This is a genomic window from Clostridiales bacterium (assembly GCA_014799665.1).
Taxonomy (GTDB): Bacteria; Bacillota; Clostridia; order Christensenellales; family Pumilibacteraceae; genus Anaerocaecibacter.
Genome location: JAAVHP010000012.1, coordinates 375,902 through 391,614 on the forward strand (window position 1 = coordinate 375,902; position 15,713 = coordinate 391,614).

The following is a 15,713-nucleotide window of genomic DNA, read 5'->3' on the forward strand; positions in this document are numbered from 1 at the left end:
TACGGTTTAATGATATAATATCTTAAAGGAACTAGAAGATGGCGGGCAAACAGCGCACTTATTACTGTATAGACATGAAAACGTTTTACGCGTCGGTCGAGTGCGCCGAGCGCGGACTTAACCCGTTCGACATAGATCTCGTCGTCGCCGATCTTTCGCGTGGAAAAAACGCATTGTGTCTAGCCGTTTCGCCAAAGCTAAAAGCCCAGGGCGTGCGCAACAGGTGCAGGCTGTCAGAAATTCCCAATAATATAGAATACATTGTCGCGCCGCCGCGCATGAAGCTTTACGTGGACTACGCCGCCGACATTTACGATATATACCTTGATTACATTTCGCCCGACGATATTCACGTATATTCGATCGACGAAGCGTTTATCGACGCCACCGACTACCTTAAAATTTACAAGCTCGACAAAATCGAGTTTGCGCAAAAGCTGGTAAAAGAGATCGCCGCGCGCAAGCATATACCCGCAACGGCGGGGATAGGCACTAACTTGTTCCTCGCCAAAATAGCGCTCGATATTACGGCTAAAAAGAATAAATCGCATATAGGCTATCTCGACGAAGAAATCTTCAAGCAAACGCTGTGGAACCATAAACCGATAACCGACTTTTGGCAGATAGCCGACGGCACGGCTAAACGGCTCGCGCGCTACGCTATTTACGATATGCACGGCGTGGCATCCGCGCCCGTCGACTTGCTGTACAAGGAATTCGGCGTGAATGCGGAATTACTGATCGACCACGCGTTCGGCAGGGAAAGCTGCACGATAGCGGACATAAAATCTTACAAGAGCAAGGCGCACTCGGTGTCGTTCTCGCAAATTCTTCCGCGCGACTATTCGTTCGCCGAAGCGCGCATAGTCATGGAAGAAATGGCGATGCACGGTATGCACGAGCTTATGCGTCGGCACGTAGTGACCGATAAGGTGGGGATAGGCGTAAACTATTCACGCAGCGAGATAGAGGGCACGGGCGGCGCGAAAAGACTGGGCGTAAGGACCGCGCTCGGCTCGGTGCTCACTCCCGCGGTAATGGAAATATACGATAAAACGACTAGCCGCACGGTGCCGATAAGGCGGCTGTCTATCGACTTCGAGAACGTTGTGGACGAGAGCTACGAAAGCTACGATTTGTTTACGGATATGACGGCGGTCGAGAAAGAGAAAAGCCGCGAGCGCGCCGTTCTGGGCGTTAAGAGCAAATACGGCAAGAACGCAATACTCATGGGCACTAACTTTTTGGACTGCGCCACCCAGCGCGAACGCAATACTTTTATAGGAGGTCACAGAGCGGGCGATGACGAGAGCGGAAAGAGCTAAACAATTTTTGGCGTTCGACGCAATGAAGGGCTTGCGCGAAGCGTTGAAAGAAAAAGAAGAAAAACACCTGCGAGTGGAAAAGCGCGAATTGACCGAGGAAACCGTCAAGGAAATAAGCAAAATGCTCGCCCGCGTGCAAAAGCACGACAGGGTAGAAATAACGTGTTACCGCGCTTATCACGAAGTAACCGTTATTGGCGAAGTGACTAAAATCGACTACGCGCTTAAATTTATTTCGCTCGGCGACGATAAAATCTTTTTCGAGGATATATACGAAATAAAGATTTTAGTTGAGTAGTTGCAAAACGTAAAAAACGCATTTTTCAAATTGTTGGAAAATGCCGATAATTCGCTTGACATTCATTGATATAAATGATAGAATAATATGGTTGCGATTGGTCCATTAGCTCAGTTGGTAGAGCACTTGACTTTTAATCAAGTTGTCCCGCGTTCGAGTCGCGGATGGATCACCAAGATATGGACGGGTTCCCGAGTGGCCAAAGGGAACAGACTGTAAATCTGTCAGCTTCGCTTTCGGTGGTTCGAATCCACCCCCGTCCACCAAGCAAAACCTAAAACGAATCACTTTGTTTTAGGTTTTTTGTTTACGTTTTTGCGGCAAAGCATTACAATTCTTTTAACTTTGCGATAACGGTATTACTATATAATGTGTTTATGGAGGTATACAATGTTTGGATTTGTATATTCGCTGATTGTAGCAGTTGTGGGATTGATCCTTAATATTGTAATATATAATAGCGTCACAGAAACCGTCTTAGTCATAATATATTGTTCGGTAATAATTGTTGCCGCTACTATCGGATGGATAATCTGCGTTTTGCGTTATAGAAGAATCAAAAGAAACGACATAGTAAACTTAAAATGTGTAGGAATCGTACTCAGCGTTATAACGATACTTATTACCGTAATATTCTTGATAGTCGATATTAAAAGTTTAAATACATATCATTTCGTCCCCATACACAGCTAAACTATAAATATAACATACTCGATGAGTTGTGTAAATAGCTAAAAAGATGCCGACGGTGTTTTTTTTACGACACAAGTTATGAAGTTGTTTTACATAAAAATTCGTTTTAGGTTACGACTGCTCCATCGCAAAAACGGACACTCTTGTGAGGGTCTTTTTTTGTATACATAATTACTTGAAAAAGTATTCTTTATGTGCTATAATTTGGTTAAATCACGAGAGGTAGTCAAGGTGGAGCGAGATTTTACAGCTAAAATTTTATTCGATAGATTAATGACAGCGTTATGTATGATAACTTTTTGTGTTTTGGTATACACGGGCGTGGGTATTTATTTGGTATTCTCCGACGCGGCGGTCGATTATATTATATATTTTGTTTTGGGCTATTGTTTTGCAATCGTTCTTTATCTACGGTTCGTAATACACACGTTGGTATTATACAAACACTATCAAAAGATATTTAAATCTGCCGTCAGTTTTTACGGCACCTTGGACGAAGTGACGTATCCTGATTTTTTTGCGGACTTCTTTTTAATGGCGGACGGGGCTCGTGTCGTAGTAGACGGGCATTATTCACGCAGCATATATCCTTTCTATGTGGTTAATAAACTGACAAACACCACCGTGGAGTATATATTGGAAGGCGAAAAGGTTTGGATAGTAAATAAGTGTGATTGGTAAAGCAAATTTAACGTAAAAAATATTTAAAAGGAATAAAATGAGTTCACTTTCCGAAGAAAAAGACAAGAAACCCAAATATTATTATTACGAGTTTCACGAAGAATATATTGCAAGAGAAGTAGTCGGCAATCGCGAATGCGCGTCTGAACGCTTTGAATTTTTCTTGGACGGCAAGTGGATAAACGATTGGGATTTGAGTTTAAGTCTTTCGGATGCAACGATGGATTTCGGCGATTATCCGATTTGGGACTACGAAGAATTGACCGAGGAAGAAGCTTTGCGGCGCATAGCCGATGGCGATTAAAAATAAACATAATATAGAGGGGTGATTTATGAGTTCATTCAAGGATCTTAGGATAGTAGACAATTTCTACCAAACTTCGTCGTTCTTTCCCATGCCGACAACGCTTATCGGCACGGTGAGCGAGAACGGCAAGACCAATCTCGGCGCGTACTCGCTGTGCTTTCCGTACTACATTGCGGGCAAGGAATATTACGCAATGCTTTTGGAGTGCCGCAACAGCTCGAACACTGCGCAAAACATTCTGCGCGGGAGCAAGGTGTCGATCAATTTCATTCCCGACGACCGCAAGTATTTCCGCGAGGCGGTGCGGCTCGGCTTTCCCGGCGACACTACCGACGAGAAAATGAAAGACTGCTCGTTCACGCTCGAAAAGGGTATAGCGGACGGCGAACGACCGTTGGTCGTTAAGGAAGCGTTTCAGGTGTTCGAGTGTACTTGGGACGACACGCTTGAAGACGCTCACCTCGATAAAGCGGGCAATCTCGAAGGCTACGAGCCGCCGTACCGCAACTTTAACGGCATAACGAGCAAGTTCGGCGCGCATTTCATTTTGAAGATAGATAAAATTCTCATGAAAGAGAAGTATTACAATTCGATCGTCGACGGCGTTACCGCGAAAAATTTCCCGCCCGTTCCCGTCGACTACGGCTACCGCGACAGCACTAACTTCTGGTGCTCGGCGTTCAAAAAGCCGTTCCCCGAAAAGATCCCTGCAAAGGACGGCGACGTGAACTCGGTAATGTACGCGGCAAAACGCATCGATCCCGAAGTAACGTTTACCGACGAAGCGTGCGCGCGGCTCACTAAAATTCCGCGCATATTCCTTAAAGCCGCGCTCACTCAAATGGTGTCTATCGCCAAAGAGGAGGGGATAACGGTGATCGATCCCGCCGCGCTCGATATAATTAACGATAAACGCCGTAAAGAAAAGAAATAAAGTTAATAAACGAAAACGACGAAGCCGTATAAGCTCCGTCGTTTTTATTTGCGTAAATTGTTTCGCTATTTAATCTTCCACTTCGCGTATTATGGAAACCTCGCCCGCGTCCACCGCGACGGTTGCAGAGCCTATACGTACTATGAGCGAGCCGTCCAACCCGACTTGTTCGGCATAACCGCGAACGCGAATGCCGTCGTGGTTGAATTCCACCGTTTTGCCGATATTAATACAAAGATTGTTATATCGCGTGCTGTCAAATCCGACTACTATTGCGCGCTTAATGCAGTTTATAAGTCCCGTTACGAAAGCGCTGGCGCGGTTTTCGGGGGCTTGCAGGGAAGTGGCTATATTCGCAAGATCGGCTTTTTCGAACTCCGCTAAATCGGTCGAATAGTTAATGCCTATGCCTATGAGATACTCGGCTTTTCGCGGGCTTTTGCACAGTATGCCTACGACCTTTTTCCCGAAATACAGCACGTCGTTTACCCATTTGAGCTTGGTATTCAAGCCTAGTATAACGCGAATGGCGTCGTGTACGGCAAGCCCGACGGTGGTCGTTAAAGAGTGCGCGTCGATATGTAAGCCTTGCACGCGCATAACCATATAAATGCCGCCGTCCGGACAAAAGAAGGTATGGTCGCCGCGCCCCACGCCGTGTGTTTGTTTAAGCGCAATGATCGCGTCGTTCCGCCCGATCTCGTCAAAGGTGGACTCGCATTCGTTTACCACTCTAACGTTCAGCCCCGTATGTTGGCGTATGAACTTTTCGTTTAGAATAATCATGCCAAAGCTATTATACACTATTTAACTTTATAAATCAAGATATACAATTGCAAAAATTATTGTCTTGTGATATAATCTTTGAGTGAAGATTTTGCGCAAAATTCTTTATATTTTAGTTGCGGCGGTCATGCTGTGTTTTACGCTCGTCGGTTGTACGGCGGCGGGATATACCGTGTTCGAGAACGCTCGCGTGTTTTCGGATGATATTATTTTTTCGGCGCAGATCATGGGCGGACGCGCGAGCTACGCGCACTCGCGCATGACGGAGCTCTTGAACGACATCGATAAACAGGTTTCGCTTTCGAACGCCGACAGCGACCTTTCTAGATTCAACGCCGCAGGCGCTGACGAACGCGTTCAAGTGGGCGAATACACTTATGATTTGTTTTATCTTTCGCTCGAATATTACGCGCTGACGAACGGTGCGTTTAACTGTGCAATAACGCCGCTCACCGCGTTGTGGGGCGTAAACAGCGGTTTTAACAGGCAAAATAGCGGCGCTACCGGTTTTTCGGCTATTCCTACACAGCACGAAATAGAGCAGGCGCAAGCGCATTGCGATCCGCGCACGGTGACGGCGAGCGAGGAGGACGGGCGGTACTATTTGACTAAGACCGACGGAGAAGTCAAGCTCGATTTCGGCGGTATCGCCAAAGGTTACGCCGTGGATAAATGCGTGGAAATACTCGATAAATACGACGTCCGTTCGGCGCTTATCGATATTTCGGGCAACGCGTATTTTTACGGTAAAAACGTTTCGGCGGGTAAGGAAGGCGACTGGTCGGTAGGCGTAACAAATCCGCGCCCGCGCGGCGGACTTTCGCGCGGTTACGTGGCGGCGGTGTCGCTACCCGGTGATGTTTCGGCGGTGACAAGCGGCGACTATATGCGCTACCGCACTGCGGATATCGACGGCGGTACTGTGTATATCCCGCATATAATTTCGCCGAATGGTATGCCTATCGGCGTGGAGCAAAGGGACGGAGTTTTGGTTCAAACCGACGAATGGGTGATTTCCGCGACGGTAGTAGGATCTAGTAGTGCACTTTGCGACGCGCTCAGTACGGCGGTCGCCGCGCTCGGGCTTGAAGCGGGCAGCGAGCTTTTGCAAAAAACAGGGCATAAAGGGTTGATATTTACCGAAAAAAGGTATACAATTATCGGTGAGATACCGCTATACAAGCCCGAGGTTTACGACGGCTTTACGGAGTACGCGTACTATGAACGTTGAAGCCGTAAAGAAGATCAAACGTTCTAAGCCGTTTACCTTGCTCGACGTCGTGCTCGTCGTGATAATAGCGGTCATTATCGGGCTTTCGGCGTGGCTTAGTTACCGCGCGCCCGTCGCCACCGTCAGGATAACGGCGGACGGGTACGAGAAAACGCTTTCGATAACCGATAAAGCGGATATCGAGCTCGACTGCCTTACGGTGCATATCGACGGCGGGTACGTGTGGGTGACCGACGCGGACTGCGCCGATAAGGTTTGCGAGCATACGGGGCGCATCTCGCGTGCGGGGCAGTCGATAGTGTGTTTGCCGAACGGTGTGGTCGTGACGATAGTCGGCGGGAACAAAGGCGACGATCTCGATTGGGAGGTGGGTTGATGAAAACGCTTCTCCCGAAAACCCGAAAAGGCGCGCTTGACTCCCACCGCATAACGCTATTGGCGTTCTCGGTCGCCGTGGCGCTCGTCGTAGCATATATAGAGAGCGCTTTGCCGCCGCTTATGCCGATCGCGCCCGGCGCAAAGCTCGGGCTCAGCAACGTTGCGCCGCTGTTTGCTCTCATCGTAATGGGCGTACCCGACGCGTTTATAGTTATGGCGTTAAAAACGCTCCTCGGCGCGTTCATAACGGGCGGCGTATCGGGGCTTATGTACTCCGTACCCGCAGGGCTTGTTTCGCTCGCCATCGAGGTCATGTTGTACAAGCTGTTGTTCGATAAAACCTCGATAGCTATGATAAGCCTGATCGGCGCGGTGGCGTTCAACTGCGTTCAGCTTGTCGTCGCTTCGCTCGTAACGGGCGTAAACCTGATATCGCTTTTGCCGCTTCTTATGGCGGCGGGTGTGCTCGCAGGAGCGTTTACGGGCTTACTCACTTACTATATAGTCAAGAAACTTCCGTACTCGGTTTACGGAGTGCAATATTCGTCTAAGGAGATAACAAAATGAAAGAAAACGTTTTCGACATACTCGACCGCCGCGGATTTATCAAGCAAACGGTTTACAAGGACGAGCTGTATAAGCTTTTGGGCTCGCAGTCGGTAACGTTTTATTGCGGGTTCGACCCCACGGCGGACAGCCTGCATATAGGACATTTTATTCCGCTCATGATGGCGTCTATCATGCAAAAGGCGGGGCATAAGCCGATCATCCTCGTCGGCGGCGGTACCGCAATGGTGGGCGATCCGTCCAACCGCAACGATATGCGCCAAATGATGACAAAGGAAACGATCGCCGATAATGTAGCCAAAATTCGTCCGCAGCTCGAACGGTTCGTAAGCTTCGAGGGCAAGAACGCGGCGGTTATCGTCAATAACGCCGACTGGCTGTGCAAGCTTAACTATATCGACTTTTTGCGCGATTACGGCGCATTCCTTTCGGTCAATAAAATGCTTACCGCCGACTGCTTCAAAACGCGGCTCGAAAAGGGTTTGAGCTTTTTGGAATTCAACTATATGCCCATGCAGGCGTATGACTTTTTGCGGTTGTACGAGGACTACGGTTGCGTGCTCGAAGTGGGCGGCAACGATCAGTGGAGCAATATTTTGGCGGGTGCGGACTTTATCCGCCGCACGCTTCGAAAAGACGCATACGCGCTCACTTGCTCGCTCCTCGAAACCAAGGACGGCAAAAAGATGGGCAAGACCCAAAAGGGCGCGCTGTGGCTCGACCGCAACAAGACCACGCCGTACGAAATGTATCAATACTTCCGCAACGTAGGTGACGAGGAAGTGGAGAACTGTTTGCGGCTTTTGACGTACGTCGAGCTCGGCGAGATCAAAGAGCTTTGCGCGCACCGCGACGAGCGTATCAACAACGCCAAAAAGCGGCTTGCATACGAGGTAGTTAAACTCATTCATGGCGAAAAGGACGCTATCGAGGCGCAGTCGCAGGCGCAGGCTGCGTTCGAGGGCGCGAATACCGAAATGCCTACCGTCGAGATCTCGGCGAACGGCGATACGGGCTTGCTCGATATGATGGTCGCGTGCAAGGTTTGTGCGTCCAAGGGCGAGGCGCGTCGGCTCATTGAGGGCGGCGGCGTAAAGATCGACGATAAAAAGGTCGACAACGTAACGGGCAAGGTGTCCGACTATACGAGCAACAAAGAGTTTGTTTTGAGCAAGGGCAAAAAGACCAAGCTCAAAGTCGTGCTTAAATGACAGAGTGCGTAAGGACGGGCGAGTACGAGCTTGTTATCAAGCGGTCGCGGTTTATCGCGTATTCGTACCGTATCGAGAGCCGCGACGAGGTAAAGCCTATAATCGACGCGCTCAAAAAACAGCACCCCGAAGCGCGGCACGTTTGCTACGGCTTTATCGCCGACGAAAAGGGCGACGACTTCGGCTACGACGATAACGGCGAGCCGAGCGGCACTGCGGGCAAGCCTATCTATTCGGCGGTCGCGTCGAGCGGGGCTAAAAAATCGCTCGTGGCTGTGGTGCGCTACTTCGGCGGTATCAAGCTTGGTGCAGGCGGACTGACGCGTGCGTACAGACAGAGCGCCGCCGAGCTCATAGAAAGCGTAGGGCTTGCCAAAATCGAGCAAACCGACGTTTACGAGATAACTTGTACTAACGACGATTACAAGCGTTTAAGTGCCGTTTTTCGCGGCGAGAAGTGCGTTGTGGAAAAGATCTCGTACAATAACGGAGTGAGCTGTACGGTGCTCGCTCCCGCAGGCTTCGATATGTCTGGTGCGCTCGGCGGAACGACCGCCACTTCCGTTAAAACGGGGCAAAGGTACAAGGAAGTATGAACAGTATCGAACACGTTATAATCGATAGACTCAAGCAGGTTTGCGGACTGACTGCGCGGCTTTATCAAGGTGATGCGGAGCCACCCGCGGGCGAGATAGTGACCGACGAGGAGCGCGGCGTAACCGTTTTTGCGGCGAATGCCAAGGGTAAACCGCTGGCGTTCGAGATAGACGGTTGCAGCGAGAGCGAAAAGATAACCGCGGCGCTTGCGCGCGAGTTCGTGCAGTCTTTTTCGAGTCGTAACGCCGAAGACCCTGTAAAGACTTTCTTGATCGGCGACGGCGAGGTCCCGCAGGGCATACGGATAGGCAAGTCCGATTATTACGTTTTTGCGGTGTTTTGCAAGTCGGCGCAGAAAGCGCTCGTGGATTACCTTTCTGCCATGTCGGGTGTGGACGATTTCGTTGCCGAAATGTCAGACGGCGTGACCGCATTTTGTAAATGTGTCATGCGCGACGACGATTATCAATCGGCGGGCGAGTTCGCGTCTGTGCTGTTCGAAAACCTTACCGAAGAAATCAAGTCCGATATCAAGCTCGGTGTGGGCGGCGTGGCGCACGGCACTTTCGAGCTTCCGCAATACTATGCCTATGCCGAAGCGGCGCTTGTAAACGGCACGGAGTTCGATCCGCAAAACAGCATATATTCATACAAGGAATACGCGCTCATTAAGACTTTGTCCGGCTTGTCCGCGCCGTCGCTCGAAAAATACGTAAAAACGGTGCTCGATAAAAACTACCGTGTTTTGCTCGCAGACGAAGAGCTGATGACGGCGGCGGACGCGTTTATCAAGCACTCGCTTAATATTTCGGAAGCCAGCCGAAGTATGTTCGTTCACCGCAACACGCTTATTTACAGGCTAGACAAGATAGAAAAGCTCACAGGTCTAAACATTCGCAATTTTAACGACGCAATGACTTTCCGCGTCGCGTGCCTTGCGTATAAGATGATTTAATATATCAAATCACAAATTCGAAAAGAACGATATGTATCGTCCTATTACAAAAAGTAGAAAAAACAATCTGTGATTGTGATTTAATAGTATGTTTTTCGCGGCGACTGGCTGTCGAAATACTTTATTATCAGCCCGAGCGTTTTGGGCGGTATAATGCGTTTAAGCGTCGCGTACAGATCGATACGCGGCGCTTTTTGCTGTTCGTCGTACATTTGCTTGATAAGCCCCGTGAGCGCGGCGGGATCGGGGTTTTCGGTCAGCTTTAACAACGCTTGTTCTCTTTCGCCGAGATTGCCTTTCAGAAACAGCGGCAGCAATTGTTTTAAATCCATTACGACAGCTCCTTAATTTTATTAATCGGCACGATTAGGTTTATTCGTTCATACAATAGATTATGCGTAGTATAAGAGACAGAAAGAACGTTGAGAACACCTACCGCACCGAAGCCGACGAGTTCGCCGCGCAGTACGCGGGCAAGAGCGAAAGCGAGTTAATGCAAGCGCTTATGCAAAAGGTATCGGCTTCCAAGCGCGCGGGAACCTTTTCGCCCGAACAGCTCGAAGATTTCGTGCGCTTCGTTTCGCCCAGTTTGGACGAACAATCGCGGAACAGACTGAACGAGCTCGTGAATATGATAAATAATTCGTAACGATAAGCTTACGGATCTATTTGGCTATTTCTCGAATAGCTTTAACGAAGAACTCGACTTCGCTCATTGTGTTGTTATACGACAGCGACGCGCGCACAACGCCCGTATTCAGCGTGCCGAGGTACTTGTGACAGAGCGGCGCGCAGTGCAGTCCGCAGCGCACCGCCACGTCGTATTGCTCGCTCAAAATATCGCCGACAGCCGCCGAGTTAAACCCATCGATATTAAAGCTTACAATGTTTGGAAGATTATTGTATTTGCCGTATATCTTGATTTTATTTATTTTGCCCAGCTCCTCGCGCAGCGTATCGCCGCATTGCGCGAGATTTCGTTTTGTGCCGAGCGAGGTCCGCTCGAAATGCGTGATCGCCGCTATGAGCGAGAAAATAGAGTGAACGGGCATAGTCCCGCACTCGAACCCTTCGGGTAGGTCTGCGGGCTGTTCGAGCGTGTGCGACGCAGTGCCCGTACCGCCGAACCTAAACGGGTGCAGCGGGGGATTGCCGCGCACGCATAAACACCCCACGCCCTGCGGTCCGTGCAAGCCCTTATGTGGCGAAAAGCAAAGAAAGTTCGCACCCATTTCCTTCATGTCCACGTCGAGGTATCCGACCGACTGCGCGCCGTCGATAAGGTACAGTAGCCCGTGCCGCCTGGCAATCGCGCCGATCGAAGCGGCGGGCGCGACCGCACCCGTCACGTTCGAGGCTTGATTAACGGCTATCATGTACGTGTTTCTGCGAATGGCGCGCTCTATATCGGCGGGATCGATTATGCCGTGAGTATTAGGCGTTACGGCGGTGAACTCAACGCCCATCCGCTTGCCGAGCTCGGTCAACGGACGAAGCGTGCTGTTATGCTCGTAAACGGTAGTGACCACGTGTCCGCCGCGCCGCGCCGTGCCGAAAAGAACGGTATTGAGCGCGTCGGTGCAGTTAAACGTAAAAATCACGTCGTCGCAGGCGACGAGATTACGCACCTTTTTCCGCGCCTCGTAAACTATCGAAGCGGCTTTTACCGCGCTCGCGTGACTGCCGCGCCCCGCATTCGCGCAGAGTCGTCTTAGCGCGTAGTCGTTGGCTTTGATCACGCTCTCGGGCTTGAACATGGTTGTTGCGGCATTGTCGAAATAAATCATGGCAGAAAACACTCCCGATACATATAACGGAATAGGACCGTGATATTCATTTTATATTAAATGCGAATTTTGGCGGTTTAGAACGTTTAAGAGGAAATTAACGCGTATGGATTACATTTTTTCATTTTCTTCGAGAAATAGCGCGATGCGCTTCGCCGACGCGCTGTCCGCCTCGGGCGGCAAATACAAGCTCGTCAACTCGCCGATACAGAACGGCTCGGGCTGCGGACTTGCGGTAAAATGCAACGACTACAACCTTTGCAGTAACATACTTAATTACGGTCACTATATGGGACTTCGCGCCGTCTATTCATTCGACGGCAGGGAATATAAATCCATGTATAACGCAGGGAATTGAAGAATAGAATTTTGAGTTGTCTTTATTTAAAAGAATAAAAGTAAGTTTTCTTTGCTTACTTTCTTTCGAAAAAGAAAGTAAGTTGTTTACTTTTTTGTTGCAATGTGATATAATTATTGAGTATAACTATCCGCTAAGGAAATACTGTATCGTGGAACTGCTCGAAAAACTCGAAAATGAATATCCCGACGCGACCTGTGCGCTCGACTATGGCAATGAGTTCGAACTGCTCATTGCGGTAATACTCAGCGCGCAGTGCACGGACAAGCGCGTCAATATCGTTACGAAAGAGCTGTTCCGCGACTACAATACGCCCGAATCCATAGCCGATATGGATATAGCCCTTCTCGAAAGCTATATCAAAAGCTGCGGGCTGTACAAAAACAAGGCGGCGAATATCAAGGCGTGTTGCCGTATGCTCGTCGATAAATTCGATTCGCGCGTGCCCGACACAATGGACGAGCTGTTATCGCTCGCGGGCGTGGGGCGAAAGACCGCTAACGTAATGCTGTCCGTCGCGTTCAATAAGCCCGCTATCGCGGTCGATACGCACGTATTCAGAGTGGCGCACCGATTGGGGCTTTCGAACGGTAAAACGCCCGACGACGTGGAAAAAGACCTATGCGCGGTGTTCGAGCCGAAAGACTATCGTTCGGTCCATTTCTTGCTTATACGCCACGGCAGAGACTGCTGTCACGCGCGTATGCCCGATTGCGAAAACTGCGCGGTAAGCGGGCTGTGCGCCGAGTACGCGGGAAGAAAAGAGTAGGTTACATATGTTTATAGATAAAGCAAAAATTTATATAAAAGCGGGCGACGGCGGCGACGGTTGCACGTCCTTCTATACAGAGAAGTACGTTCCCAACGGCGGACCCGACGGCGGCGACGGCGGCGACGGCGGTAATGTGATCGTCCGCGTCAATCCCAACGCGACTTCCTTATCGGAGTTCAGGTTCGGCAAGCACTACCGCGCCGAAAACGGCTCTAACGGTTCGGGCAAGAACCGCCACGGCAAAACGGGCGCGGATCTTGTGTTGTCTGTGCCGCGCGGTACGGTCGTCCGCGACGCCGAAACGAATAATATAATCGCAGATATGTATTACGCCGACGACTGCGTGACCGTTCTGAAAGGCGGGATAGGCGGCAAGGGCAACGCACGGTTCAAATCGTCGCGCCGCCAAGCCCCGGGCTTCTCGCAGAAGGGCGAGCCTACAAAAGAGCGCGCCGTAATTCTCGAACTCAAAACGATAGCCGACGTCGGCTTGGTTGGGCTACCCAATGCCGGAAAGTCCACGCTGCTGTCGGTGCTTACACGCGCCAATCCCAAGATAGCGAACTATCCGTTCACGACCCTTTCTCCCAATCTCGGCGTGTGCTACTCGGACGATAACTCGTTCACCGTCGCGGACATTCCCGGGCTTATCGAGGGCGCGGCGGAGGGCGCGGGGCTCGGTCACAGGTTTTTGCGGCACATAGACCGCACGCGGCTTATCGTTCACGTTGTTGATATAGCGACGGACGGCGACGCGATAAACGATTACAACACGGTCAACAACGAACTTTATAAATACAATCCCGAGCTGATCGACGTTCCGCAAATAATCGCCCTTAACAAAACCGATTGCGCCGATCCCAAAAAGATAGACGAGTTCAAGCAACAAATAAAAGGCGAGATATTCGCCATAAGCGGCGTTACGCACAGCGGGCTAGAACCGCTCAAACGCGCGATAGGCAATAAGCTCATGACGCTTCCGCCGCCCACGCCCATCGAGTTCGAACCGTTCGTATACGACGAGGAAGACCCCGAGGCGTTCGAGCTCACGCGAGCGGACGACGGTGCATATGTTCTGTCGGGCGCGCTTATCGAAAAGCTCGCGCGTACCGTCGTTTTGGACGACCGCGACAGTTTCAGGTATTTCCAGCGTAGGCTCGATATGAGCGGCGTTACGAAAGCGCTCAAAAAAGCCGGTATTAAAGACGGCGATCTAGTAAGAATTCTCGACACGGAGTTCACCTATGAAGAATAACGTACAAAAACTTGCAATATTCGGCGGCAGCTTCGATCCGCCGCACTTCGGGCATATCGATATAGTCAAAAACCTCGAAAAGCTTTTCGACGGCGTTATCGTCATGCCCGCGTATACCTCGCCGTTTAAGGCGGAAAGCGACGACGCGGCACTTAGATATAAGCTGTGCAAAACGGTGTTCTCTTCTGATAAGACCGAGGTCAGCCGCTACGAGATAGCCAAAAAAGGCGTCAGTTACAGCGTCGATACCGCGGCGTATTTTAAAAAGAAGACAGCCGCCGACCTGTATTGGGTCATCGGCAGCGAGGAGCTTACGCGGCTCACGGAGTGGCGCGATATAGACAGGCTAAAAACGCTCGTCACGTTTTTCGTCGTTCCGCGCCCTGGCTTCGATATAGTTCCCGATATCGTAAAGGCGCTCAAAAAGCGCAAGATCAAGCTTAAAATTGCCAAGTTCGAAGGACTCGATATAAGCTCGACGCGTATTAAAATCGATACGGCGTTCGGCAAAACGAACAGCTTCGTGCCGAGCGTTGTTTCGGCGTTCGCCAAAAAACACAAGCTGTTCGATCCGTACGTAAAGTACGTTAAAAAGCTTTACGAGTACGGCTTAAAGGATAGTAGGATAGAGCACACCTACGGAGTTGCCGTTTGCGGCGCGGAGCTTGCCAAGCTGTACGGCGCGAATGTTCACGATACGGTCGTTGCGTGTATCCTGCACGATATAGCCAAGTCCCTCGATTGCAGCTCGTATGCCGATAAGGTCGACTTCAAGCTTTTCCCCGAGCCCACCCGTCATTCGCCGGTCGGCGCGTTTATAGCCAAGCGCGCGCTGGGTGTTACCGACGAGATAGCGCACGCAATATACGCGCACACAACGGGCAGCGCCGATATGTCGCTTCTGGACGAAATCGTTTATCTTGCCGACAAGACCGAGGCGGGGCGCAACTACAAAGAGGTGTATTACTTCCGCTATCTTTGCAAGTTCAATAAAGACTACGCCATGTGCCGTATTCTTACCGAGGTAACGGCGTACTTCAAAAATAAAGACGCGTCGGCGCGCGACAGCGAGCTCACCGTCGCCGCGATAGAAAAATACAAGCAGTTGAGTGATGGCGTAGAACCGCCCGAAATGCCCAGGCGCGTATTCGACGACGATGCGGTAGCAGAAGAAAAGCCCGCCGAAAAACCCGTAAAGAAGTTCGTAAGCACGGGCGACGAGATAAAGGACATTGCATACGCTTCGGCGCAAGAGCTCGATCTGCACAAGGGTAAGAATATCAAGATAATCGATCTTAACGGAAAAACGATAGTCGCCGATTATTTCGTTATTGCTTCGGTAACCTCGACCACCGCCGTCAAGGCGCTCATGAACTACGTAGAGGACAGGCTGACCAAACAGTTCGGCATAGATCCCAATAAGCGCGACATAAACAGCGAGTGGATAGCGCTCGACTACGGCAGCGTAATAATTCATATATTCACAGAGAAAATGCGCGAGTTCTACAATATCGAGCGGCTGTGGGCGGACGGGCATAATATCGTCCTTTACGGCAACGATTAATTTAGGGGGCGGTC

The 15,713-nt window shown here is 50.3% G+C and carries 18 protein-coding genes and 2 tRNA genes; 17 read left to right on the forward strand and 3 right to left on the reverse strand.

Annotation, left to right across the window (positions count from 1 at the left end; translation table 11 throughout):
• The first annotated feature begins 38 nt into the window (after positions 1–38).
• The 6 genes from HDT28_06375 to HDT28_06400 all read left to right on the forward strand — a co-directional run bounded on the left by HDT28_06375 (position 39) and on the right by HDT28_06400 (position 4,238).
• Positions 39–1,325, forward strand: a complete 1,287-nt coding sequence (locus HDT28_06375; GenBank protein ID MBD5132191.1) for a DNA repair protein — start codon at positions 39–41, stop codon at positions 1,323–1,325.
• On the forward strand, positions 1,303–1,623 hold the full coding sequence (locus HDT28_06380; protein ID MBD5132192.1) for a YolD-like family protein: 321 nt from the start codon (positions 1,303–1,305) through the stop codon (positions 1,621–1,623). The genes HDT28_06375 and HDT28_06380 overlap by 23 nt, the downstream gene beginning before the upstream one ends.
• A 99-nt stretch (positions 1,624–1,722) precedes the next feature.
• Positions 1,723–1,798 (forward strand) — tRNA-Lys (locus HDT28_06385).
• 6 nt (positions 1,799–1,804) lie between these two features.
• A tRNA-Tyr gene (locus HDT28_06390) sits at positions 1,805–1,889 on the forward strand.
• A gap of 1,145 nt (positions 1,890–3,034) precedes the next feature.
• Positions 3,035–3,301 carry a hypothetical protein gene (locus HDT28_06395; protein MBD5132193.1) on the forward strand — a complete coding sequence of 89 codons (267 nt, stop codon included), beginning with the start codon at positions 3,035–3,037 and terminating at the stop codon, positions 3,299–3,301.
• Between the two features lie 28 nt (positions 3,302–3,329).
• Complete coding sequence (locus HDT28_06400) at positions 3,330–4,238, forward strand: hypothetical protein (GenBank protein MBD5132194.1); 909 nt, start codon at positions 3,330–3,332, stop codon at positions 4,236–4,238.
• 69 nt (positions 4,239–4,307) lie between these two features.
• On the opposite strand, the gene HDT28_06405 is transcribed toward HDT28_06400, so the two are convergent.
• A complete protein-coding gene (locus HDT28_06405) occupies positions 4,308–5,024 on the reverse strand; it encodes a hypothetical protein (protein ID MBD5132195.1) in 717 nt (238 codons plus the stop codon).
• Between the two features lie 82 nt (positions 5,025–5,106).
• Between HDT28_06405 and HDT28_06410 the strand changes: the two genes are divergently transcribed.
• From HDT28_06410 to HDT28_06435, 6 genes are read left to right on the forward strand one after another with little or no spacing between them, the layout of a single operon-like run.
• Positions 5,107–6,255 carry an FAD:protein FMN transferase gene (locus HDT28_06410; GenBank protein MBD5132196.1) on the forward strand — a complete coding sequence of 383 codons (1,149 nt, stop codon included), beginning with the start codon at positions 5,107–5,109 and terminating at the stop codon, positions 6,253–6,255.
• Positions 6,245–6,631, forward strand: coding sequence for a NusG domain II-containing protein (locus tag HDT28_06415; protein ID MBD5132197.1), 387 nt, complete (start codon positions 6,245–6,247; stop codon positions 6,629–6,631). The genes HDT28_06410 and HDT28_06415 overlap by 11 nt, the downstream gene beginning before the upstream one ends.
• The gene (locus HDT28_06420; protein ID MBD5132198.1) at positions 6,631–7,200 is read left to right on the forward strand and encodes a Gx transporter family protein; all 570 of its coding nucleotides are present in this window, start codon (positions 6,631–6,633) and stop codon (positions 7,198–7,200) included. The genes HDT28_06415 and HDT28_06420 overlap by 1 nt, the downstream gene beginning before the upstream one ends.
• Positions 7,197–8,411: a tyrosine--tRNA ligase gene (locus tag HDT28_06425; protein ID MBD5132199.1), complete on the forward strand. Its 1,215-nt coding sequence runs from the start codon at positions 7,197–7,199 to the stop codon at positions 8,409–8,411. Before HDT28_06420 ends, HDT28_06425 begins: the two co-directional genes overlap by 4 nt.
• Positions 8,408–9,007, forward strand: a complete 600-nt coding sequence (locus HDT28_06430) for a YigZ family protein (protein MBD5132200.1) — start codon at positions 8,408–8,410, stop codon at positions 9,005–9,007. The genes HDT28_06425 and HDT28_06430 overlap by 4 nt, the downstream gene beginning before the upstream one ends.
• Positions 9,004–9,963, forward strand: a complete 960-nt coding sequence (locus HDT28_06435) for a hypothetical protein (GenBank protein MBD5132201.1) — start codon at positions 9,004–9,006, stop codon at positions 9,961–9,963. Before HDT28_06430 ends, HDT28_06435 begins: the two co-directional genes overlap by 4 nt.
• A gap of 80 nt (positions 9,964–10,043) precedes the next feature.
• Here the strand turns inward: HDT28_06435 and HDT28_06440 are convergent, their stop codons facing one another.
• Positions 10,044–10,295: a hypothetical protein gene (locus HDT28_06440; GenBank protein ID MBD5132202.1), complete on the reverse strand. Its 252-nt coding sequence runs from the start codon at positions 10,293–10,295 to the stop codon at positions 10,044–10,046.
• A gap of 62 nt (positions 10,296–10,357) precedes the next feature.
• Between HDT28_06440 and HDT28_06445 the strand changes: the two genes are divergently transcribed.
• Positions 10,358–10,612 (forward strand): hypothetical protein, encoded by a 255-nt coding sequence (locus tag HDT28_06445; GenBank protein MBD5132203.1) that lies wholly within the window; start codon positions 10,358–10,360, stop codon positions 10,610–10,612.
• A gap of 16 nt (positions 10,613–10,628) precedes the next feature.
• Here HDT28_06445 and HDT28_06450 read toward each other — a convergent pair whose 3' ends face one another.
• Positions 10,629–11,750: an aminotransferase class V-fold PLP-dependent enzyme gene (locus tag HDT28_06450; GenBank protein MBD5132204.1), complete on the reverse strand. Its 1,122-nt coding sequence runs from the start codon at positions 11,748–11,750 to the stop codon at positions 10,629–10,631.
• A gap of 106 nt (positions 11,751–11,856) precedes the next feature.
• Here HDT28_06450 and HDT28_06455 point away from each other — a divergent pair, with 106 nt between their 5' ends.
• The 4 genes from HDT28_06455 (at position 11,857) to nadD (ending at position 15,699) form a co-directional block, all read left to right on the forward strand.
• Complete coding sequence (locus HDT28_06455; GenBank protein MBD5132205.1) at positions 11,857–12,108, forward strand: DUF3343 domain-containing protein; 252 nt, start codon at positions 11,857–11,859, stop codon at positions 12,106–12,108.
• Between the two features lie 148 nt (positions 12,109–12,256).
• Positions 12,257–12,877 (forward strand): endonuclease III, encoded by a 621-nt coding sequence (gene nth / locus HDT28_06460; protein MBD5132206.1) that lies wholly within the window; start codon positions 12,257–12,259, stop codon positions 12,875–12,877.
• Positions 12,878–12,884: 7 nt separating this feature from the next.
• Entirely contained in the window at positions 12,885–14,135 is a 1,251-nt protein-coding gene (obgE, locus tag HDT28_06465; GenBank protein MBD5132207.1) for a GTPase ObgE, read from the forward strand.
• Entirely contained in the window at positions 14,125–15,699 is a 1,575-nt protein-coding gene (nadD, locus tag HDT28_06470) for a nicotinate (nicotinamide) nucleotide adenylyltransferase (GenBank protein ID MBD5132208.1), read from the forward strand. The genes obgE and nadD overlap by 11 nt, the downstream gene beginning before the upstream one ends.
• Positions 15,700–15,713 lie beyond the last annotated feature (14 nt).